The 22851-nt window shown below is 38.7% G+C and carries 22 protein-coding genes; 11 read left to right on the forward strand and 11 right to left on the reverse strand.

All coding sequences use genetic code 11. The features are described from left to right. Positions 1–29: 29 nt before the first annotated feature. The 3 genes from NSR00_RS03005 to NSR00_RS03015 form a co-directional block, all read right to left on the reverse strand. The gene (locus tag NSR00_RS03005) at positions 30–1310 is read right to left on the reverse strand and encodes an RNA-guided endonuclease InsQ/TnpB family protein (protein WP_340786889.1); all 1281 of its coding nucleotides are present in this window, start codon (positions 1308–1310) and stop codon (positions 30–32) included. Next, positions 1311–1727, reverse strand: coding sequence for an IS200/IS605 family transposase (gene tnpA / locus NSR00_RS03010; RefSeq protein WP_094246129.1), 417 nt, complete (start codon positions 1725–1727; stop codon positions 1311–1313). 176 nt (positions 1728–1903) lie between these two features. After that, positions 1904–2278 carry a hypothetical protein gene (locus NSR00_RS03015; protein WP_066250224.1) on the reverse strand — a complete coding sequence of 125 codons (375 nt, stop codon included), beginning with the start codon at positions 2276–2278 and terminating at the stop codon, positions 1904–1906. A gap of 498 nt (positions 2279–2776) precedes the next feature. Here NSR00_RS03015 and NSR00_RS03020 point away from each other — a divergent pair, with 498 nt between their 5' ends. Together NSR00_RS03020 and NSR00_RS03025 are read left to right on the forward strand one after the other, a co-directional pair. Next, positions 2777–2908, forward strand: a complete 132-nt coding sequence (locus tag NSR00_RS03020) for a GapA-binding peptide SR1P (RefSeq protein WP_082830423.1) — start codon at positions 2777–2779, stop codon at positions 2906–2908. A gap of 447 nt (positions 2909–3355) precedes the next feature. Continuing rightward, complete coding sequence (locus NSR00_RS03025) at positions 3356–3565, forward strand: hypothetical protein (protein WP_340786893.1); 210 nt, start codon at positions 3356–3358, stop codon at positions 3563–3565. Between the two features lie 59 nt (positions 3566–3624). On the opposite strand, the gene NSR00_RS03030 is transcribed toward NSR00_RS03025, so the two are convergent. Continuing rightward, positions 3625–4008, reverse strand: coding sequence for a DMT family transporter (locus NSR00_RS03030; protein WP_340786896.1), 384 nt, complete (start codon positions 4006–4008; stop codon positions 3625–3627). Positions 4009–4139: 131 nt separating this feature from the next. Between NSR00_RS03030 and NSR00_RS03035 the strand changes: the two genes are divergently transcribed. Next, positions 4140–5255, forward strand: a complete 1116-nt coding sequence (locus NSR00_RS03035) for an IS4 family transposase (protein ID WP_340786899.1) — start codon at positions 4140–4142, stop codon at positions 5253–5255. A gap of 140 nt (positions 5256–5395) precedes the next feature. Here the strand turns inward: NSR00_RS03035 and NSR00_RS03040 are convergent, their stop codons facing one another. Together NSR00_RS03040 and NSR00_RS03045 are read right to left on the reverse strand one after the other, a co-directional pair. Next, a complete protein-coding gene (locus NSR00_RS03040) occupies positions 5396–5965 on the reverse strand; it encodes a DMT family transporter (protein ID WP_340786902.1) in 570 nt (189 codons plus the stop codon). A gap of 173 nt (positions 5966–6138) precedes the next feature. Continuing rightward, positions 6139–7611, reverse strand: coding sequence for an aminotransferase class I/II-fold pyridoxal phosphate-dependent enzyme (locus NSR00_RS03045; RefSeq protein WP_340786905.1), 1473 nt, complete (start codon positions 7609–7611; stop codon positions 6139–6141). Between the two features lie 197 nt (positions 7612–7808). Between NSR00_RS03045 and NSR00_RS03050 the strand changes: the two genes are divergently transcribed. Then, positions 7809–8774 (forward strand): NAD(P)H-dependent flavin oxidoreductase, encoded by a 966-nt coding sequence (locus tag NSR00_RS03050; protein ID WP_063389650.1) that lies wholly within the window; start codon positions 7809–7811, stop codon positions 8772–8774. Between the two features lie 51 nt (positions 8775–8825). Here the strand turns inward: NSR00_RS03050 and NSR00_RS03055 are convergent, their stop codons facing one another. After that, positions 8826–9461: a YktB family protein gene (locus NSR00_RS03055; RefSeq protein WP_340786908.1), complete on the reverse strand. Its 636-nt coding sequence runs from the start codon at positions 9459–9461 to the stop codon at positions 8826–8828. Between the two features lie 163 nt (positions 9462–9624). Between NSR00_RS03055 and NSR00_RS03060 the strand changes: the two genes are divergently transcribed. Further along, the gene (locus NSR00_RS03060; protein WP_340786911.1) at positions 9625–10419 is read left to right on the forward strand and encodes an inositol monophosphatase family protein; all 795 of its coding nucleotides are present in this window, start codon (positions 9625–9627) and stop codon (positions 10417–10419) included. A 462-nt stretch (positions 10420–10881) separates the two neighbouring features. Here NSR00_RS03060 and NSR00_RS03065 read toward each other — a convergent pair whose 3' ends face one another. After that, complete coding sequence (locus tag NSR00_RS03065) at positions 10882–11067, reverse strand: DUF5325 family protein (RefSeq protein WP_063389653.1); 186 nt, start codon at positions 11065–11067, stop codon at positions 10882–10884. A gap of 149 nt (positions 11068–11216) precedes the next feature. Here NSR00_RS03065 and typA point away from each other — a divergent pair, with 149 nt between their 5' ends. Continuing rightward, a complete protein-coding gene (gene typA / locus NSR00_RS03070; RefSeq protein ID WP_130158515.1) occupies positions 11217–13055 on the forward strand; it encodes a translational GTPase TypA in 1839 nt (612 codons plus the stop codon). A 21-nt stretch (positions 13056–13076) separates the two neighbouring features. After that, entirely contained in the window at positions 13077–13397 is a 321-nt protein-coding gene (locus tag NSR00_RS03075; RefSeq protein ID WP_232515525.1) for a YlaH-like family protein, read from the forward strand. A gap of 87 nt (positions 13398–13484) precedes the next feature. Here the strand turns inward: NSR00_RS03075 and NSR00_RS03080 are convergent, their stop codons facing one another. Both NSR00_RS03080 and NSR00_RS03085 read right to left on the reverse strand, forming a co-directional pair. Beyond that, positions 13485–13685, reverse strand: a complete 201-nt coding sequence (locus NSR00_RS03080) for a YlaI family protein (protein ID WP_340786915.1) — start codon at positions 13683–13685, stop codon at positions 13485–13487. Positions 13686–14238: 553 nt separating this feature from the next. After that, the gene (locus NSR00_RS03085) at positions 14239–14838 is read right to left on the reverse strand and encodes a YhcN/YlaJ family sporulation lipoprotein (protein ID WP_066250243.1); all 600 of its coding nucleotides are present in this window, start codon (positions 14836–14838) and stop codon (positions 14239–14241) included. Between the two features lie 253 nt (positions 14839–15091). On the opposite strand from NSR00_RS03085, the gene NSR00_RS03090 reads away from it, so the two are divergent. Then, positions 15092–16438, forward strand: coding sequence for a PhoH family protein (locus NSR00_RS03090; RefSeq protein WP_375338794.1), 1347 nt, complete (start codon positions 15092–15094; stop codon positions 16436–16438). 273 nt (positions 16439–16711) lie between these two features. Here NSR00_RS03090 and NSR00_RS03095 read toward each other — a convergent pair whose 3' ends face one another. Next, positions 16712–17209, reverse strand: coding sequence for a molybdopterin-dependent oxidoreductase (locus tag NSR00_RS03095; protein WP_066250247.1), 498 nt, complete (start codon positions 17207–17209; stop codon positions 16712–16714). A gap of 280 nt (positions 17210–17489) precedes the next feature. On the opposite strand from NSR00_RS03095, the gene NSR00_RS03100 reads away from it, so the two are divergent. The 3 genes from NSR00_RS03100 to pyc all read left to right on the forward strand — a co-directional run bounded on the left by NSR00_RS03100 (position 17490) and on the right by pyc (position 22686). Then, complete coding sequence (locus NSR00_RS03100; protein ID WP_063389660.1) at positions 17490–17774, forward strand: YlaN family protein; 285 nt, start codon at positions 17490–17492, stop codon at positions 17772–17774. A gap of 226 nt (positions 17775–18000) precedes the next feature. Further along, positions 18001–19173 carry an FtsW/RodA/SpoVE family cell cycle protein gene (locus tag NSR00_RS03105; protein ID WP_130158289.1) on the forward strand — a complete coding sequence of 391 codons (1173 nt, stop codon included), beginning with the start codon at positions 18001–18003 and terminating at the stop codon, positions 19171–19173. A gap of 69 nt (positions 19174–19242) precedes the next feature. Further along, positions 19243–22686: a pyruvate carboxylase gene (pyc, locus tag NSR00_RS03110; protein ID WP_063389662.1), complete on the forward strand. Its 3444-nt coding sequence runs from the start codon at positions 19243–19245 to the stop codon at positions 22684–22686. Positions 22687–22851 lie beyond the last annotated feature (165 nt).

Here is a 22851-nt window from a genome sequence, read left to right on the forward strand (position 1 = left end):
CTCGTCATTGAAATGACGAGCTTCCTGTTCTACGCAACGAACTGTTGTCCGTTAAACGTATACACAGTCGGCGTGTCCAACACCACTACTGATTGAGATAAAGCCTTAATCTCTTTCAGATACTTTTTGCTGATATTGATAGCACCATTCACATCCGCATTGATGGTTGTATGACAGTCGTTACATACATATAACCCTCGATGAATCCGATTACTCGGCTTTGCGTTTTCTTCACAAGGGAACATTTGGCATACTGAACATGCTTGAGAGGTGTATTCTTCGGTTAATAAACGAACATCTATTCCTTGCTCCTGCGCTTTATACCGTATCATTTGAATGATTTTCGCATACGGAAAACCATGCAATTTTTGATTCGTTTTCTTGTTGAATTTCGCTTGTTCTCGTATACCTGTAATGTCACCAATCACAATCGTTTCGACTCCTTGTTGCAGAGCAATATCAATCACTTTTCTTGTCATACAATGCAACATGTGATGCACTTGTTTTCTTTTCTTTTGATAAAGTTGTAACACACGTCTGGAAGGTTTCGGGTATTGTATTCCTTTAGCACATTGTTGAGCGAAACCAATCGCTTGAAAATGGGCGATTTGTTTATGAAAGTAGCGTTCAACGGATAGCCATTGCCTTCCTGAAATGATGTGTGCTTTTCCTTGATAATCATAACAAGTCATCGCATTGGCAATCCCTAAGTCAATCGATAAAAATTTCGTGCTATTCTTTTGTTTCAATGGTACATCTTTGTATTCTTGAATCAGATAAATCGTATATTCTTTTCGACTGATGGGTTTCACTTCCATCAGTTTTATCTTTTCGATTTCGATATGTTTCGGAATCGGGATATAAAGATAACTTTCTTCCAATCCATACGTTTCTTTTAAAAAGGCTTTTTGAGCCTTTGGAATGGGTAAACGAATTTTGGTATTGTTCTCCACCAATTTGAAACTGTTATTTAGAAAACGGACATTAAAGTTTTGATGTTTGAATCGTGGTGGTTGTGGATTATCTATTCCATTGCTTTCCTTTAGTTTGAAAAAAGACACCCACGCTTCTTGCAAGACTTTTAAGACCTCTTGTGCTGATTGAGCAGGTAATTGTTTATACCAAAAATGTGTTTTTAATCGTTTTTTCTGTTCATACCAATTCGGGAACGGTACACCTTGTTCTTTCGACCAATTCCGTTTTTCATAGTTCCCCACATTCCATAACTTACGACTGGCATAACACAAGTGATATAAGATGATTTGATTGGTTCGATTCGCTTTATAGGTGAAATACGATACCTTTTTCATTTAGTCACCACCTTTCTTTTGGTTAGCAATATAGCGTTTTATGACATCCTCACTAATAGAGCCAACGGTTTCAATATAATAACTAGAGTTCCATAATACTCCTTTCCATAATTTTTGTTTGATTTCAGGAAATTGCAGAAAAATTTTTCTCCCTGAAATCCCTTTTAACATTTTGACAATATAAGAAGGTGCTATTTTTGGATGAGCTGATACAAATACATGAATATGATCTTGTTCACCCACCTCTACCATCTGCAACAGAAAACCTTTTTCTTCTGCAATCTCTTTAAAAATTTTCTTGAGATATAACTCAACCTCTTGTGTCAAAACCTTCTTTCGATATTTCACAGACCATACAATATGATAATTAACATTATAAACACAAGTTCTTGCGTGAATTAAATTTGTTTTCTTCATACATATAGTATATCAAAAATATACAAAAAAACCAATTATTTCAATCTTTAATAAACCACATATAGTCTTTATAAAATATAAAAAAAGCGATTCATCTCCCCTTTAAAAAGAGGAGGATCGCTTGTCTATCCTAAAGAATCTTCTCAGCGCTTAATTACCTCAAACCGACATTCTCATTATTCGGAAAGTACTTCTGAGACCGGCTCTACAATTTCATCTTTTGTTGAAACTGATCCTTTAATATGCAAAATGATGCCGTCATGATCCATCACGATAATGGAAGGATATGTTTTAATATTAAACCGCTTAGATTCAGGGTTATCAGCTTGGTAGATCATCATATTGTCCATTTCCTCTGGAAATTGTTTTTTTAAATCTAATAAAGCATCGTAGTAAATTGATTCTTTTTCCATCATTTTTTGGTCGGTAAAAAAAAGAATTTGTTTTTTGTCGGAGCTTGAAATCGAGTGATCGTCTTTCGGATCAGCAATACAAGAAGACAATAGAAGCAGTACGGCAACGGTATAGGTATATGCAATAAATTTCACCATTGTCCTACCTCTTTCGTTTAAAGAAAACTGGTAAAATGTGTTCATTTTTTCTTAACGCCATTTTAACATATTTAATTCCGTCACTTTTGAATGTTATGCAAATGTTACAAAAATAAAATATTATTTAAACAAATTAAAAAATTCAAATCGTGTACGAGAAGTATGATATCTAGAGCGAATGTTTGAGTTGTTGGGTTGTAGACTTTAGATGCACGTAATGGATCATACTCAGCATCATGTAATGCTAATGATCAGAAAGATAAAGGTCATTTGAAAGCTACTTTGAACCAAAAAATGTCCCCATCCCCATATAAAATGTACAAAACTTTAATTGTAACGGATAAAATCAATTTACATATTTTTTAATGCATAAAAAAATAAATGTGTTATACAATTTTCTGCTTGACGAATATAATGTGACATATTAATATATAACTATCAGGTCATTTTGTCTCCACTTTATTCTTAATGACGCTATATGGAAAAGGGGAATACAGGATGGGAACAATTGTCTGTCAAGACTGCAATTCAACAATTCATTTCTTTGATGATGAAAAAGTTACGGTATTGTATGGTAAATGCAACAATTGCTGTACAGAAAAGAATCGTAAAAAAAGCAATCATCAATAACATATTGAATAACACGTGTAACAAAGGGGTTTAAGATAAATGGGCTGTCTTTAAGGCAGCTTTTTTTTTATGTAAAGCAAATGCTGGTGATCTTAATGGAATGGATGCTTGCAGGATTGTGATTGAGAGCTAAGACAGAAAAACATCGTTTGAATTCATTTTTTATCAATTCACCTTTGTCTTTTTCAGTAAGTACGGTCATTGCGGTTTTTAAGTGTTAAAACGACAGCGGTGCGGTTTGTAAAGATTGATGAAACATATACCAAATGTCACTTGTGCATAAAAGGTTGGATGAAAAATTTATTGGAGTTACGACAAATTGGCAGCAATTCGATATAGCGAAGTTTGTTATCGATGTCTTTTCAATAAAAGTATAAAAAGTGGTGTCTATTCCATTCATTAGGCGGTAAAATGTAGCTAAAGGACTTTTGTGAAAGGAGCTTTACAATGGAGGTAATGGCAGCAAGCGTCTTTTCGGCAATTATTATATTTATTACTGTCTTTTCTATGATAAGGGTATTCATCATCGCTTTTAAGAGGAAAGAAATAACGCTTCGGAAGTTCATCATCTTCACCATATCTTCAATTGTTACAGGTTTAATCATTGCTTCCGTTTTACCGTTTGTTTATCAAAAAATATTTCATTACATCTATTAACTGTTTTTTTAATGAAAGACCTTCCCCACGAAGTAGGAAGGCCGTCGTCCATATTTTAGTTATGTATTAGCACTTTTTACAGAAGCATTCGCAGTCAATTCCTTATTTGAAAGTCCTTTATTTTTCAAAAACATACTGACTCCAATTAAAGATAACGCTCCGCCAATCATTTGGGAAATAGATGTAGCTTCTCCTAAAAATAAGTATGCTAATATAATTGCCCCTATTGGTTCACCTAAAATACTCATTGAAATCGTCGTAGCATCCAAATATTTTAAAAGCCAATTAAATAATGCGTGACCAAAAATTTTGGGGACTAGTGCTAGAAGTACAAATATGCCCCAATCATGAACTGAATAATGAATCAGAGGGATCTCGTAACTAAGATTGTAAATCAATAATACAAATCCGCCTATAAAGAACACACAAAAACTCACTAGCATTGCAGTAATTAAATCTGATGATTCAAAATACTAAGAATGTTCAATTTTTTATTGATTTCGAAACAAAAAAATCCTTTACAATGGAAGTACAGGTGGTTCCTGTCCAAATCCAATCGTAAAGGATAACTATTATGGACAAGAATACACTAATTTCATCATTTGGTAAATGGGTTTCACCCATAAATATTCAAAAACTTAGCGAACAAGTCAAAGAATTGAAACAGGACTATTACACAAAAAAGCTGACAACAGAAGCCTATATTAAACTTTTATTGGTAGCCCAACTGCTCGAATTTAAGAGCTTAGAGGAAATGAGTGATGCACTTGTAGACGAAGATCTTCAAAAAGCACTCGGATTTGAATCGATAAGTGCCTCTCAGCTATCCCGAAAAAACCATCAGATCAACCCACTAATTCTTGCAAATTTGTTCTTGGATCTTGTTTGGAAAATTCAACGGTACCATTATCAAAACGGAAAGAATATGCCACTGAAAATCATTGATTCCAGTACACTCCCGTTGAATTTGACCCATTATAAATGGGCAAAATTCCGTCAAACAAAAGCTGGTGTAAAGCTACACTTACGGCTCGTTTTCATGGATAAAGACACCGTCTATCCTGAAAAAGCAGTGATTACGACAGCAAAAGAACATGACCGAAATCAACTCGAAGTCCTAGTGGATGATCAAGAAGCCATGTATGTGTTTGACCGCGGTTATGTGGACTATGAACGTTTTGATCGGATGACAGATGATGGCTATTTCTTCGTTTCAAGACTGAAGAAAAACGCAGTCATTCGTGAAGTCTATACATTTTCACTTCCTGATGATTGTCACGTTCTATCCGATAAAATGGTCTACATTGGTACCACACAAAATCGTACTGAAAATGTCTTTCGTCTACTAGAAGTTATGGACACAAAAGGGAACTTACTTCGTTTCATCACCAACCGATTTGATTTAAAACCAGAAGAGATAAGTGATATTTACCGATCTCGCTGGGCTATTGAGCTCTTTTTCAAATGGCTCAAGCAACACGTGGAAATTAAGCACTTTTATGGAATGAGTGAAACAGCTATTCAAAATCAAATTTTCTTAGCCCTTATCACGTATTGCTTACATGTTCTCATTCAATTGGAGATGAAAAGTAAGAAATCCCTACTTCGAATTACTCGTTGGTTAAAGAGAGCTCTGTGGAAACCAGCTTATGTTTGGTTGCGAAAATTTGATGGGCGAGCCAGTCCATAATCTCCCTTTTGTCGTTGTCGCTCTGGTTTAACTGTATATATTTACCAAATGGGCAGTGCCACCTTTCTTTAGGTTTTGTCTTTTTGGCACAAATTCACAAAAAATAATTAACAGAAAATTCTAACTATATTTATGCAATGCTAATGACAAAAACTATATATTGATGTTGGAATTTTTTTGCATAATACTTGTCCAAAAAGCATATGAATGGCTACTGCTAACGTTCCTGCTAATGAAAGGAAATCTCCATATAATGCTTTTGTAGAAAGATTAATATCTCCCCATGCAATAATGATTGAACCGCTAACAGCTATAAAAATACTCACAATCCCAATAAGGTTTGTTCTCTCTTTAAAAATAAAATAAGCTCCGATCATAACAAATACAGGCTCTAACGTAGTTATAATCATTGAACTTGCTACTGTTGTATATCTAAGGGAATCCATCCAAAATAAGAAATGAAAACCTAGGAAGATTCCAGATAAAAGTAGTTGAATCCAATCCTTCCATTGAATGTTAATAGCTCCTGTTTTGATTTTCTTCCAAGGGAGAAACGGCAGCATAACGATCACCGTAAAAAGCAGTCTATACATTCCTAATATAGATGCAGGCGCATCAGACCATTTAACAAAAATAGAAGAAAATGAAATAGAAATAACACCAATTAGTAAAATAAAAATAGGCGGAACGGGAAATTGATATTCTTTCATTGTTGTCGCTCCTTTTAAAAGAATTGAATATTATTATAAATTAAATACGGTAATGGTTTTAGCCATTACCGCAGCAAAATTATTTTATGATCGATCTTCAGCAAAATTTGGTTTCATCCGTTTTTCGACTTGTCCTCGAATGTATGGATTTATAAAGCTTCTTCATCGATTTCTCATTTAATCGGTTTATGCTCTTTAATAACGCGAATGTAGGAAAGAGTTGGATCTTCTGTACCTTGAACAGGCAGGCCGGCATCTAAATTTTTTCGGATGTAATGTAAATTTTCTTTAGTGATGATTTCTCCTGGTATGAAAATCGGTATGCCCGGTGGGTACACCATGACAAATTCTGCAATAATGCGTCCGACAGATTGTTCAAAAGGCACCATTTCCGTCTCTGCATAAAAAGCATCTCTAGGTGTCAGCGCCAAAACAGGAATATCGGGCAGAAGGACAGAGACTTCCGCTTGCTTGTTTGCCTGATGGGAAAATTCTTTTGACAAAGCACGAAGCGCTTTTATTAAAAGTGATGTTTCATATTCTGTATCACCGGGCGTGATCAGACAGAGCAGATTGTACAGATCGGAAAGCTCCACTTCAATGTTGTAATGTTCTCTTAACCACAGCTCTGCATCATATCCCGTTATGCCTAGTTCTTTCACAGAAATAATTAATTTTGTCGGATCATAATCATACGTTGCATTCGTTCCCAAAATTTCTTCTCCTACACAATATAGATGATCAATTTTGTTAATTTCGTATCTTGTCTGATTCGCCAATTGAATCGTTTGCTCTAATAATTCATAGCCCTTCGTTGCCAGCTGCTTTCGAGCTGCATCCAGTGATGCAAGAAGCAAATAGGATGTCGATGTCGTAGTCAGCATGCTTAAAATCGATTGAACACGGTCAGGAGACACAAGACCTTCCCGAACATTTAAAATAGAGCTTTGCGTCATCGATCCTCCCAGCTTATGAACGCTAGTTGCCGCCATATCTGCCCCTGCCTGCATGGCGGATAATGGCAGCTTGTCATGAAAATGAATGTGGACGCCGTGCGCTTCGTCTACAAGAACAGGGACATCATATGAATGAGCAATATTTACGATTTGTTTTAAATCAGCTGAGATTCCGAAATACGTTGGATTAATGACTAAAAGCCCTTTTGCATCAGGATATTGCTGAAGAGCTTTTTCAACTGATTCTGTCGTTATTCCGTGAGAAATGCCGAGGTTTTTATCCACTTCAGGATGTATAAAAACGGGGGAAGCCCCTGAAAAAATGATTGCTGACATGACCGATTTATGAACATTTCTTGGAACAATAATTTTATCTCCAGGTCCGCAAACCGACAGAACCATTGTCATAATGGCTCCGCTCGTACCTTGTACCGAGAAAAAGGTGTGATCGGCCCCGAAAGCTTCAGCAGCCAATTTTTGTGCTTCTTTAATAATTCCTTTTGGCGAATGAAGATCATCCAAAGGACCGATATTAATTAAGTCCATCGCGAGAGCATTATGTCCGATAAATTCTCGGAATTTTGGCTCCATTCCGGCTCCTTTTTTATGGCCGGGAATGTGAAATTGAATTGGATTTTTTTGAATATGTTCTAAAAGACCTGTAAACAATGGTGTATCATGCTGTGACAATTTTCCTTTTCACCTACTTTTTAAAGGTTCCCCAAAATTAAAAACAAATGAAATTATAGCACTTTCCTTTAAAACCTGCAAAAGGCATTAAATATGGTTTTTAATATCTTTGTGCTTCTCTTTGTTTGAGCTACGTTTTTATAAAGAAGGAATTTAATGCGTGGAAAAAGAATAATACGAAATGGGGAGGGGTAAACATGGTATTTTCAACAAAAATTACCGAATTGCTAGGGATTAAATATCCGATCATTCAAGGGGGACTTGCTTATTTAGCGTATTCAGAATTAGCAAGTGCAGTAAGCAATGCAGGAGGGCTCGGTCAGATCACGGCTATGTCTCTTCCGAATCCAGCTGCGCTTCGAGAGGAAATACGGAAGGTGAAACAAAAAACGGATAAGCCGTTTGGAGTGAACTTCGCCATCGGTCAGCATGGCCGTCCATTTTCCGATATGCTTGATGTGGCGATTGAAGAAAAAGTGCCGGTCATTTCCATCACTGGCGGGAACCCGGCTCCGCTTTTTGACCAATTAAAAGGTGTCGATGTAAAAAAACTAGTTCTCGTTGCGGCAAGAAGACAAGCGGAGAAAGCGGAAGAGCTTGGAGCAGATGCAGTGATGGTCGTCGGACAGGAAGGCGGCGGTCATTTAGGAAAAGACGATATCGGCAATTTCGTATTAATTCCACAAGTAGTGGAAGCTGTCTCCATTCCGGTGATTGCTTCTGGAGGCATTGCGGACGGGAGGGGACTAATGGCAGCATTGGCTCTTGGAGCTGAAGGGATTGAAATGGGAACTCGTTTTATTGCAACGAAGGAATGCGTTCATGCACACCCGTTATATAAAGAAGCAATTGTCAACGGTACTGAACTTGATACCGTCATTATTAAAAGGTCGTTAGGGGCACCAGGTCGGGCGCTTCGAAATAATTGGACCGAAAAAATTTTGGAAATTGAAAGAGAAAGAGGAGATTATGAGTCGCTAAAAGATTTCATTAGTGGAGAAGCGAACAAAAAATATATTTATGAAGGCAAAATCGAGGAAGGATACGCATGGGCCGGTCAATCTATAGGGCTGGTAAAAAATATTCCGTCCGTTGCGGAACTGTTTGACGAAATCATTGAACAGGCGAAAGAGATAAGGCGGAAATGGTCCAGCATTGCTTAATTGTTTTTCAAAAGAAATAATGGTCAGCGATGCAGCGCATCCTGACCATTTTTAAACAGTGCTTTTTTGTGTGATTTGATAAAGCGGCATTAACGTTTTAAACGTCTCGTCAACCTTTTCCAAAAATTGCTCCCTGCTCATGGAGAGAACTTCATTTTTTGGAAGGTTGATGCCGCATAACATTTCTGCTTTTTTCACCGATTGCAGACGTTGAAAAATTCGTTGAAAATCTTCGTCAGATAAATTTTTTTGTTTTTCCGCATCTGGTTTTGTATGATCGGCTGACCAGAAATAATCTTCAGGAATTTGCTTTCGAATTTGCTGCCAATTCTGTAGAAGTTGTTTTCCGATTTCTTCTTTCACAGGGGATTCATAAATAATGGCAAACCAAACAAAGACGTGTGTGCTCCATAATCCGATTTGAAAATGGGGGAGCTTCTTATAACCCCGTTTACTGTTTGCAAATGCAACCCATGTGTCATTGGGAGGATGAACGGTACGGCGGGCATGTTTTGCTACATGATAAAATATTTCATCTCCCGTCAAAGCAGACAAAGTAGGTGCAAAATGCTGTCCCAGCGCTTCAAGTTTTGGACGCACCCGTTTTTTTAGCTCATCCATTCTCGCTTCTAAACCGTCTATTTGAAAAACTTCAAAATCTTCCTTCACAAATGGCACAAAATCCATAAAAATCCTCCTTGTATTGTTTGTCCACATTGTAGCACAAACCGACAGAGAAAGAAAAATAATGTGGGTGAAATATTGCAAAGAAAAAGGTGAAAAACTTGATTTTCTCCATTTCTTTACAGTATGCTAAAAAAGGTGATTGAATAGAAAGTGGGTAAGATAGATGAACTGGCATGAAATAGATCAAAAAGCAAAGCAATGGATTTATGAGGCTGGTGAAAGAATTCGCCAATCATTTCAACAAAAGCTGGTCGTTGAAGCGAAATCAAGTCCAAACGATTTAGTGACGAATATTGACCGGGAAGTAGAGCATTTCTTTTGGGAACATATTCGCAAAACGTTTCCGGAACACAGCATTTTAGGAGAAGAAGGTTCCGGTCATGAATTGAAATCATTGGACGGTATCATTTGGATAATTGATCCGATTGACGGCACAATGAATTTTGTACATCAAAAGCGGAATTTCTGCATTTCGGTTGCTGTTTTTGCGGATGGTGTCGGTCAAATAGGACTGATTTATGATGTCGTCAGAGATGAAATGTACCATGCGATAAGGGGGAACGGCGCCTATTTAAACAAAACGGAGCTTCCGCCGTTACAAAAGAAAACAATAGAAGAATCCATCATCGGCTTGAATGCATCATGGCTGGTGGAAAACAGACGAATTGACCCAGCAATATTAAGTCCGCTTGTCAAACGTTTAAGAGGAACGAGATCATTTGGTTCAGCCGCTCTTGAATTTGCCTATGTAGCTGCAGGCAAGCTGGACGGCTATATTACAATGAGACTTGCTCCTTGGGATTTTGCGGCAGGTTTAATCCTTGTCGACGAAGTAGGCGGGGTTACGACAACGCTTGACGGAAAACCAGTCGATTTGCTTAAAAAGCAAAGCATTTTCACCGCTAACCAAACCATTCATCAACAAATTATCGAGGAGTATATTAAAGGGAAAATATAAAGCTGCAAATGCTGTTGACAGCTTATAGATCATCATAGCTTGCTAAAAAACAAGCATGAAGAAAGCAGTATAAAAAGTCTCTTATAAAAATATGAAAGAATTGGTATCGTTCGGCAAACTTCACATCGTGATGGCAGGCGAGAAAAATGGAACAAGTGTGGAGCAATTGAAATGTAGTAGCAATCAACGTTTTGTAAATAGGGCTAAAAATCGGGTTGTTTAAAAATTTACATAAAATGGAACTTCTTTGTATCCATTCCATTTCAGGCTGGTCTTTTGAAAAAGGCTATGGTAAATAAGTTTTAGCTAAAACCGAACATATTGTGAAACAAAAGATGGGTCTTTGTAGGTTTGAAAGAAACTAATGCCATGTAATAAAGCCCCTCTATCAGTAGAGGGGACGATCTATGTATCATAAACCGTTTGAAAGTATAAAATGGCCGATGCCAAGATGTAAATTCTTTATAATAATCCTCTCTCTCGCATTTTCTTTTTCTGGGTAAAGCCGAGTCCAAATACAATAATAATTCCAATGATGCTAACAACTACTCCCAACAGGCTGCCAGCCCCTATTGCAAAGCCGACCGATACAATAAGCAGCGCCGCAATGGTGGCGAGAACCCAAAATATCCATTTTCCGTTGCCCATTCCCATCCTCCTTTCATCAATCCAAGACGAAAACCATTAATAACCTTTAAGCCTCTTTCCATCTTTAGTTTATCGAAAAACGTTCAACGTTTCCACAGTATTTATGGTATAATAGCCTAGGTTCAGTTTAGCAAATAGGAGATGACAGTGTGAAAGTTAGAAACGACTTACGCAATATTGCTATTATCGCGCACGTAGACCATGGGAAAACAACATTGGTTGACCAATTGCTTCGCCAATCAGGAACGTTCAGGGAAAATGAACAAGTGGCGGAGCGCGCATTAGATTCCAATGACTTGGAGCGCGAGCGCGGAATCACCATCTTAGCCAAAAATACGGCGATTGAATATAAAGGAACGACCATTAATATTTTAGATACGCCTGGTCATGCCGACTTTGGCGGAGAAGTAGAACGAATTATGAAAATGGTCGATGGCGTGCTGCTAGTTGTCGACGCCTATGAGGGCTGCATGCCGCAGACAAGATTTGTTTTGAAGAAAGCGTTGGAACAAAACTTAACACCGATTGTCGTCGTGAACAAAATTGACAGAGAGTTTGCCCGGCCTGAAGAAGTTGTCGATGAAGTGCTTGAGCTGTTTATTGAGCTTGATGCAAACGATGATCAATTAGAATTTCCGGTTATTTATGCTTCGGCCATCAACGGAACGGCAAGCACAGATCCAACTAAACAGGATGAAAATATGGAAGCTCTATTTGATGCGATTATCGAACATATTCCTGCACCTGTTGATAACAGCTCAGAACCCCTTCAATTCCAGGTGGCGCTGCTGGATTACAACGACTATGTTGGGCGGATCGGCATCGGCCGCATTTTTCGCGGAGAGATGAAAGTCGGACAACAAGTCGCATTAATGAAGCTTGACGGAAGTGTGAAGCATTTCCGTGTTACGAAAATGTTTGGATTTAAAGGATTAAAACGATTGGAAATTGAACAGGCAAAAGCTGGTGATCTTGTCGCTGTTTCTGGAATGGAAGACATTAATGTCGGGGAAACGGTTTGTCCAGTTGATCATCAAGAGGCGCTACCTGTTCTTCGGATTGATGAACCGACGCTGCAAATGACGTTTTTAGTTAACAACAGTCCTTTCGCAGGCAGAGAAGGAAAATATGTGACGGCGAGAAAAATCGAAGAAAGGCTGCATGAACAACTGCAAACAGATGTTTCGCTAAGAGTGGAGCCGACGGATTCCCCGGATAAATGGATAGTATCAGGGCGAGGCGAGCTTCATTTATCCATATTAATTGAAAACATGCGCAGGGAAGGGTATGAGCTGCAAGTTTCGAAGCCTGAAGTAATTGTAAAAGAAATCGATGGAGTACTTTGCGAACCGGTTGAACGGGTGCAGGTGGACGTTCCAGAGGAATACACAGGTCCTGTCATGGAATCATTGGGCGCGCGCAAAGGGGAAATGGTCGACATGATCAATAACGGAAATGGACAAGTCCGCTTGATTTTTATGGTGCCATCGCGCGGATTAATCGGCTACACGACCGAATTTATGTCTTTAACAAGAGGATACGGCATCATAAACCATTCGTTTGACTCGTATCAGCCTATGCAAAAAGGACAAGTTGGCGGAAGGCGTCAAGGGGTTCTTGTTTCAATGGAAACTGGAAAAGCTACCTCTTATGGCATTCAACAGGTCGAAGATCGCGGAACGATTTTCGTTGAACCCGGAACAGACGTGTACGCTGGGATGATTGTCGGTGAACATAATCGTGAAAATGACCTTGTTGTGAATATATGTAAAGTAAAACAACAAACAAATATCCGTTCTTCGACGAAAGAACAAACGGTCGGAATGAAAAAAGCTCGGATTATGTCGTTGGAAGAAGCACTTGAATATTTAAATGATGATGAATATTGTGAAGTCACGCCTCAATCGATTCGTTTAAGAAAGAAAATCTTGGATAAAAACGAGAGGGAAAAAGCAGCGAAAAAGAAAAAACTGTCAAATCAAAGCTAATGAGTGAAAGGGGGGGACGTAGTGACAGAAGAACAAGTAATTGAAAGGCTGTCTTTTTTTGCGCGTCTTTTCCGTGTTCATGAACAGCATGATGTCGGAATGTGGTATTTGTATATTACCATTCTGATTTTATCAATTATTGTATATAAACTGGGATTTGCTAAGAAGCTCCCGATTTTAAAGTCTGCTATAATCTATTTATTTCTCGCTTTGGGCTGTACGGTGCTGACGTTTTTGGCAATTTTTCTGCCGATTGCAGAAGGATTGGTAGTCGCTGTCCTTATTTTAAGCATATATAAAATTCGGCTTTACTATTCGAAAAAAAATGAAAACAACACATAGCTTTAAAGAAAATAAAAACAGATGTCGGTATGTGCCAGTGCGCACCACCTTCATCTGTTTAACTTTTTTCTGAGTATTTTTCTGTTCTCAAAAAAGCTCATTCTTTTTTCTTTCGCGGTACAAACGGAACTTTCCGGTTGATAGTCTTTTGTTTGTTTTTTCCGTAATTCGATTATAGCAAGTATTGCACATATATGTATGAATCGGTCTATTCCTCAGCTGTTTTGCCTTCAATGATTCGTCATCAATTGTTTCGATTTTATCGCATAAAACACATTTGACTTTCATCTTGCTTCTCACACTTTCTAATCAAATTTTTAAGCTTTGTACAACGTTGTTCGTCTCAGCATCAAAAGGCTTCGATGATAGTTTGGATTGCTTTCAGACAACACGCCTCTATACTCGTTCGCCTCTCGCATAGTATATCACGTTTTGCTTCCGCTCACACAATTTCTTTTGCAACTTTGCAAAAGAATCAAGCCAGCAGCGGCTTTATAGGACTTACACACAATACAATTTCTATAAGAAAAGACAGAAAAATAAGCTATTGAGCCACTTTCGAGCATTGCAAAAAACATTGTGAGACAGGTCAATACTCTTTATCCAAACCAGAGCCATTTGCATTTCCGTTCCGACTTGGGATCGTGAATCATCCGGCGATAGTCAAGCTATTATTAAAATGAATAGACATACTGATCTTCAGCCGCGCAGGTCGATAGTGAAACAATGTTTTATGAGTTGTTATTTTATTAAATATGACAAAATATCATCGGATTTTGACTAAAAGGTGTTGAAAGCAATGAAAAACGCTTAAGCTTCGGACTTAAGCGTTTTAATGTCTTTATTGTTGTTTTTGGTTTGATTGATCACGCTGTTCTTTATTCAGCTCTTGATTTTTTGACTTCGGAAGCTGATCTTTTTCATTCATCGGCTGCTTTTGTTGATTGTCTGTCGCGTCACCAGGAAGATCCGGCATCAATCTTCCGACGATTTGAGCGAGCTCATCTAGAATGCCGCCAATGGGCCGGCCGTTTTGAATTTCCTCTCCAATTTGGCGGATTCGTTCATTTGTGTCTGGATCGGCAATAACTACAGCATAAGCCCCGTAAGGATCGTTTTTTAATGATTCTGCAACGGAATACTTAATCGATTCAACTTTTGAACGATCCAGCTTTTTGTCGACATCAATTCCGACGACTGCATAATTTCCAAGAACAACTGCAGTTGCATCATTTACATCTGGAACATTTTCGGCTATTTTTGCCAAACGGCGGGCGATTTCCTGGCCGGATTTGCGATCAACATTTTCCCGCACGGAATCTTTGACAGTAATTGTTCTTGAATAGTTTTCACCACGATTTTCCTCTCGTGCATTTTCGTTTGTGGAACAACCGTTTAAATATAAGCCGACAAGCAAAATAAACATCAAAAAGCTGCGCATGCAATCACTCCTTTTCTTACAAGTAAGGTGTAAAGTAATCCATTACTTATTTCGTGCTTCCGTCTTTGACGAATAACATTGGTTCTAGTTACAAAACTTATAAAGAAGCCTGAATCTTTCGGAGTTAACTCCCGACTGGATTGTAGAAGACATCGGCTTAGGCAGCATCTTTCTTTATTTATTGTTTAATAAACCTTCTATCTTTATTCATAAAGACATATATTTTAGCTAAGGAAGCCTCCAATAATTTCTGATGAGGGAGGAAGAAAGATTGGGCAAGATATATGTGCTGGATACGAATGTTTTGTTGCAGGATCCGAATTCCATTTTTTCCTTTGATGAGCACGAAGTTGTAATACCTGCCGTTGTTCTTGAAGAGGTGGATTCCAAAAAAAGATATATGGATGAAGTTGGACGAAATGCGCGCCAAGTTTCAAAAATCATTGATCAGTTGAGGGAACAAGGGAAATTGCACGAAAAAATTCCTCTGCCAAACGGCGGATCTTTAAGAATTGAATTAAATCATCGTTCGTTTCATGATCTGCAGGAGATTTTCGTGGAAAAAACAAATGATAACCGAATTTTGGCAGTAGCCAAAAATTTATCACTGGAAGAGCAATCAAAGAAAGATGGAAAATCGGTAATTTTAGTCAGCAAAGATGCTTTAGTGAGAGTGAAGGCAGATGCGATTGGACTTCATACTGAAGATTTTCTGAGCGATCGTGTAGTAGAAATTGACCATATCTATACAGGGTTTCTTGACCTTTACATAAGTATGGAAAACTTAAACCGATTTTATGAGAAAAATGAGCTGCTGCTGTCAGAAATAACCAATCATCCTTTTTATCCGAATCAATTTATTTTGCTGAAGGATGCTTTAGGAGGCAAATCATCTGCCATTGGGATTGTCGATAAAACAGGGAAAAGATTGAAAAAGCTTGTTTTTCAGCATGACCATGTTTGGGGAATTCAGCCGAGAAATGTTCAACAAACGATGGCATTCGAACTATTAATGAGACACGATATTCAGCTCGTGACTTTGATCGGCAAAGCAGGTACAGGAAAAACGCTTTTGGCTTTAGCGGCCGGGCTGATGCAAACAGAAGACATGGAATCATATAAAAAGCTTCTTGTCGCCAGACCAATTGTTCCAATGGGAAAAGATATCGGTTTTTTGCCGGGAGAAAAAGAAGAAAAACTGAGGCCTTGGATGCAGCCAATATGGGATAATTTAGAATATTTATTTAATACGAAAAAAGCTGGCGAGCTTGATGCGATTTTAGCAGGTATGAATTCGATCGAGGTGGAGGCGCTGACTTATATTCGCGGCAGGAGCATCCCGGAACAATTTATCATCATCGATGAAGCGCAAAATTTGACGAAACATGAAGTGAAGACGATTTTAACAAGAGTTGGCGAAAAAAGCAAAATTGTGTTGATGGGGGATCCAGGACAAATTGATCATCCTTATTTAGATGAATATAACAATGGGTTGACCTATGTAGTGGAAAAATTTAAAGATCAAGCAATTGCCGGGCATGTAAAATTACTGAAAGGCGAACGATCCCAATTGGCGCAAATAGCAGCAGATTTGTTATGAAAAAGTGAGATGCTGTAGTTTCAAAAGCCTCAGGGGTCAGAGATAAAAGTGTGAGCTTTGCAGAAGCTGATTTATCTTAAGCTCTTTGCAGCATCCAAAAAGATTTTTTGCGCTAACATTTGCGATTCTACTCAAATTGTGAGCAATGGAAAAAAAGGGATTGTCCAGAAAGTCAAATCGCCATTGGTAATAAACACCGATATATCAACGTTTCTAAAACATTCATGGGGGCGTCAATAAGCCGTAAAACGACTTATTAGACACCCCCAAAAATTATTTTACGATTATTGCTCTCACCTTTTTAATTGGATCATTGCGGTTCGAGCCATCTCCGTAAATGATGTGGACAGGGCCGTCTTCTTTTAACGGTTTTCCTTCCATGCTAAATGCCAAAATGCATTCTTCTGCTTTTTCAATCGGCATTTCGACTTCGCCGTTTTCGGTTTCAAAAACGACCGTTTTGGCGTTCGTTAACGGTTCAGCATTTGATAAAAACGGTTTAAGCGGCATGCCGAAAGTCCCGGTAAGCACCTTTTCTTTTTCAAATTTTTGTTCCGTTTTTAAAGTAGGCGGAAATACAGCTCCCTCCTGAATCTCCCGTTGCCATTGATTTGCTGTTTTTTGCACATAGTCCTCTTCTATGTTTTCCTCTTTGCGGCCTTGATCAAAATATGTATTTAAATCAATGCGGCGGTCATCAAAGATCCAAACACCTGGGTCCAAAGTAATTGGAAATTTTACATTCCCTTTTATTTGAATAATATCGCTCATGAGCATCCCTCCACGTTAAAGTATAAGCGCTTTTATGGATTTTGTCACATTCCGTTGCCCATTTCAGTTCAAAAAGGCGACAGTCAGGCGGCTGAGTCCAGACGCGGCAAATCAATCAGACGAATTCTTCTAGCATTTTTTTGGAAGGTTCATACATATATATGAACAACTTTAAAATTATTAGGGAAGGAGGGTGCGTGTTTCCTTGCAATTTTCCTTTATAACATTTAATATTAATAGATAGAATAGGGATTCCTTAATGGGGAACGGAGGGATTCAGATGGCATCATTTGAAATGGTTCTTAGTCACCGGGAAAAGGCTCTTTCGCTTTTAAAGGCGGATGCAGATAAAATCATGAAATTGATTAAAGTACAAATGGACAATTTGACAATGCCTCAATGTCCTCTTTATGAAGAGGTTTTAGATACGCAAATGTTCGGATTATCTCGGGAAATTGACTTTGCTGTCAGACTAGGCCTGATTGAAGAACGCGAGGGAAAAGCTCTGCTTGATGAGCTTGAGCGTGAGCTGTCAGCTCTGCACGAGGCATTTGTACGAAAATAAAAAGCTTGCTCAAACCGGTAAAAAAAGGTTTGGGCTTTTATTTTATCTTTTCCATTTCTCATATCGACCTTCCACAATAGGTGTTCCTTCGCAATTTTTATTTTGCCATTGAGAAAATGAATTGTTCAAAGTATAATAGAAAATAAATTTTCTTTACACTTATGAAAACAATGACTGTGTATTTATTTTGCAACAAGAAGAGCAGCAAGTCGTAAGGAAGATGAACATGTTGAAACGAATTTTAAAATCATATGATTATTCGCTTATTTTAGCAGTTTTCTTATTATGCGGTTTCGGCTTGGTCATGGTGTACAGTTCAAGTATGATCATGGCAGTCACGAGGTATTATACGGAAAGCGATTATTTTTTTCGCAAGCAATTGTCCTCGCTCCTGCTTGCAACGATAGCTTTTCTAGTTATGATGTTTTTTCCGTACCGCGCTCTGCTGAACGGAAAATTTATAAGAATTTTGTTTTTTGGATCGATTGCTGTTCTCGGGCTGTTATTTATTTTTGGACATGTTGCCGGCGGTGCGCAAAGCTGGTTTAAAGTTGCCGGAAGAGCCATTCAGCCGGGAGAATTTGTCAAGCTTTCCGCCATTATTTATTTATCAGCTGTATACGAAAAAAAGCAATCGTACATATGGCACTTTGGAAAGGGAGCATTGCCTCCGGTAATCTTTACCGTATTGATTTGCGTTTTTGTTATGCTTCAGCCTGACATTGGGACATCATTCATTATTGGAATGATTGCCTTGTCTATTATTTTATGTTCAGGTATGGGCATCAAAAACATGTTAAAGTTAGTATTGCTTGCTTTATTTTTCTTATTGCTGCTAAGTCCGCTCATTTTATTTAAGGCCGATGATATTTTTAGTAAAGAACGTCTTTCCCGCTTTACAGGGTATACGGATCCATTTGAACATGAAGACGGAGCAGGTTATCAGCTCGTCAATTCATATATTGCGATCGGATCCGGAGGTCTTACTGGACTGGGGCTGGGGGAAAGCGTGCAAAAATACGGATATTTGCCGGAAGCGCACACTGATTTTATTATGGCCGTTGTAGCGGAAGAGCTAGGTATTTTCGGTGTATTATTTGTTCTTACGCTTTTGGCGTTTATCGTTTTAAAAGGCCTCTATATTGCAAGAAAATGCACCGACCCGTTTGGTACATTGATTGCTGTAGGAGTTTCAAGCATGATCGCTATTCAAACGGCCGTCAACTTGGGAGGAGTGACAGGGCTGATCCCGATCACTGGTGTTACATTGCCGTTTGTCAGCTATGGAGGCTCATCGTTATTAGTACTATTAATATCGATGGGATTGTTAGTGAATGTTTCAATGTTTGTCAATTACCGGGAGCAATATAAAAAAGAAAAAGAAATTGCAAGCATGTAATCGTTCCGCCATATGCTGCTCTAGTTTTATTTTCTTGAAAATCTAATATACACTGCAAGGGGGATTTATATGACGAACAGAAAAATTGAAAAAATCTTAGTAGCAAACCGTGGAGAAATCGCGATTCGGGTATTTCGAGCTTGCAATGAATTGAATATCCGAACCGTTGCAATTTATTCCAGGGAAGATTCAGGTTCTTATCATCGATATAAAGCAGATGAAGCTTATTTAGTTGGCGAAGGAAAAAAACCGATCGAAGCATATCTCGATATTGACGGTATCATTGAAATTGCAAAAGCTCATGACGTGGATGCTATTCATCCCGGATACGGTTTTTTATCTGAAAATATCGAATTTGCTAGAAAATGCGAAGAAGCCGGAATCATTTTTATCGGCCCTAGAACAGAGCACTTAGATATGTTTGGCGATAAAGTGAAAGCTAGACATCAGGCGGAAAAGGCCGGAATTCCAGTCATTCCAGGCAGCAACGGTCCAGTCAAAAGCTTGGATGAAGTGATTCAGTTTGGTGAAGAATACGGGTATCCGTTTATCATTAAAGCTGCTCTTGGCGGCGGAGGCCGGGGTATGCGCATAGTCCGTTCAAAGGCTGGAGTAAAGGATTCTTATGAACGAGCTAAATCGGAAGCAAAAGCTGCATTCGGCAGCGACGAAGTGTATGTAGAAAAGCTGATCGAAAATCCGAAGCATATTGAAGTGCAAATCATTGGTGACCACGATGGAAACATTGTTCATCTTTATGAAAGGGACTGTTCTGTCCAACGTCGTCATCAAAAAGTCGTGGAAGTTGCTCCAAGCGTTTCTTTAAAGCAGGAATTAAGGGATAAAATTTGCGAAGCAGCTGTACGGTTAATGAAAAATGTCAACTATGTCAATGCAGGTACGGTGGAATTTTTAGTTTCCGGAGATGACTTTTATTTCATCGAAGTAAATCCGCGTGTTCAAGTAGAACATACGATTACTGAAATGATTACAGGGATAGATATCGTTCAAACACAAATTCTTGTGGCAGAAGGCCACTCAATTCACAGCCCGGAAGTTGGAATTCCAAGACAGGAAGACATTAAAACATGGGGATATGCTATTCAAGCAAGGGTGACGACGGAAGATCCGCTGAACAATTTCATGCCGGACACTGGAAAAATTATGGCGTATCGTTCCGGAGGCGGCTTTGGCGTTCGATTGGATACCGGAAACAGCTTCCAAGGCGCTGTTATTACACCTTATTATGATTCATTGCTTGTAAAAGTATCGACATGGGCGCTATCGTTTGAGCAAGCTGCCAGAAAAATGATTCGAAATTTAAGAGAATTTCGAGTTCGCGGAATAAAAACAAATATTCCTTTTTTGGAAAATGTCATTAAACATGAGAAATTTTTATCTGGAGAATATGATACGTCCTTTATTGATTCGTCGCCTGAGCTGTTCGTTTTCCCGAAACAACGAGATCGGGGAACAAAAATGCTCACATATATTGGGAATGTGACGGTGAACGGTTTTCCAGGCATCGGGAAAAAGAAAAAACCAGTATTTGATGAGCCACCGATTCCGCACGTAAAATTATCGGAGCCTATTCCAGAAGGAACGAAACAAATTTTAGAGAAAGAAGGAGTCGACGGCCTTGTTAAATGGGTAAAAGAACAAAAACAAGTGCTGTTGACGGATACGACTTTCCGAGATGCTCATCAATCATTGCTGGCAACTCGCGTGCGTACAAATGACATTAAAAAGATTGCTGAACCTACTGCGAGATTGCTTCCAAACCTGTTTTCGCTTGAGATGTGGGGAGGAGCAACGTTTGATGTTGCCTATCGCTTTTTAAAAGAAGATCCGTGGGAAAGACTTCAAATTGTCAGAAAGCATGTGCCAAACTTGCTTCTGCAAATGCTTTTGCGCGCATCGAATGCTGTCGGATATAAAAACTATCCAGATAATGTAATTAAAGAATTTGTCGAAAGATCAGCGGAAGCAGGCATTGATGTGTTCAGAATCTTTGACAGCTTAAACTGGGTAAAAGGGATGACCCTTGCCATCGATGCTGTCCGAAAAACCGGAAAAATTGCCGAAGCAGCCATCTGTTATACAGGGGATATTCTCGATCCAACAAGAAGAAAATATGATTTGAATTATTACAAACAGATGGCAAAAGAATTGGAAGCATCAGGCGCACAAATTTTAGGCATTAAAGATATGGCAGGATTGTTGAAGCCACAGGCGGCATATGAGCTTATTTCAGTGTTAAAAGAAACGGTCGATCTGCCAATTCATTTGCATACACATGATACAAGCGGAAACGGCATTTACACATATGCCAAAGCGATCGAAGCAGGAGTCGATATTATAGATACAGCGTTGAGCTCAATGGCCGGTTTAACTTCTCAGCCAAGTGCCAATTCTTTATATTATGCGCTTGAAGGTTCGGAAAGAAGACCGAATGTTAACATTCAATCATTGGAAAAGCTGTCTCAATATTGGGAAGAAGTTCGCAAATATTATCAAGACTTTGAGAGCGGCATGAAAGCTCCTCATTCAGAAGTTTATGTACATGAAATGCCTGGCGGACAATACAGCAATTTACAGCAGCAGGCGAAGGCTGTAGGTTTGGGTGACCGCTGGGAGGAAGTGAAAGAAATGTACAGCCGCGTCAACCAAATGTTTGGCGATATTGTCAAAGTAACTCCGTCATCAAAAGTTGTTGGTGACATGGCGCTCTTTATGGTTCAGAACAATTTAACGGAAGAAGACGTATATGAGCGTGGAGAATCGCTTGACTTCCCAGATTCAGTCATTGAATTTTTTGCCGGATATCTCGGCCAGCCGTACGGAGGCTTTCCGAAAGAGCTCCAGCGCGTGATTTTAAAAGGCCGTGAGCCGATTACAGTTAGACCTGGGGAGCTATTGGAGCCGGTTAATTTCCAAGCATTAAAAGAAGAACTGGAGCAGCTGCTCCATCGTGAGCCGACGCCTTACGAGACGATTGCTTATGCACTGTATCCAAAAGTGTTCACGGAATATTTGAAAACATATGAACAATATGGAAACATTTCTGTTTTAGATACACCGACATTCTTCTACGGAATGCGTTTAGGCGAAGAAATTGAAGTGGAAATAGAAAAAGGAAAAACGCTGATTGTGAAGCTAGTTTCCATTGGCCAACCGCAGCCTGATGGAACGCGGATCGTGTACTTTGAATTAAACGGCCAGCCGCGTGAGGTTGTCATTAAAGACGAGAGCATTAAATCAACTGTTCAGCAAAGAGTCAAAGCAGATCCGCAAAACCCTGAACATATTGGAGCGTCTATGCCTGGAACAGTAATTAAAGTCTTGGTAGAAAAAGGCGAAAAAGTTAATAAAGGCGATCATTTAATGATCACTGAATCAATGAAAATGGAAACGACTGTTCAAGCTCCATTTGCAGGTGTTATTAAAGATATTTATGTGAAGAGCGGAGAAGCTATTCAAACAGGTGATTTGTTAATCGAAATCACTAAATAATAAATTTTGTGCCAGCCATTTTTGGCTGGTTTTTTTATGTAAAATTTTAAAATTTAAAACTTCGTTTCGAAAAAACTATTGAAAATGATTTTCACTCATGTTATTCTTTAATTAATGATGAAAATCATTCTCAAGAAAGGCTGTGACGACATGACAATGCTTTTT

This window comes from Aeribacillus sp. FSL K6-8394 (genome assembly GCF_038008865.1).
GTDB classification, from domain to species: Bacteria; Bacillota; Bacilli; order Bacillales; family Aeribacillaceae; genus Aeribacillus; species Aeribacillus composti.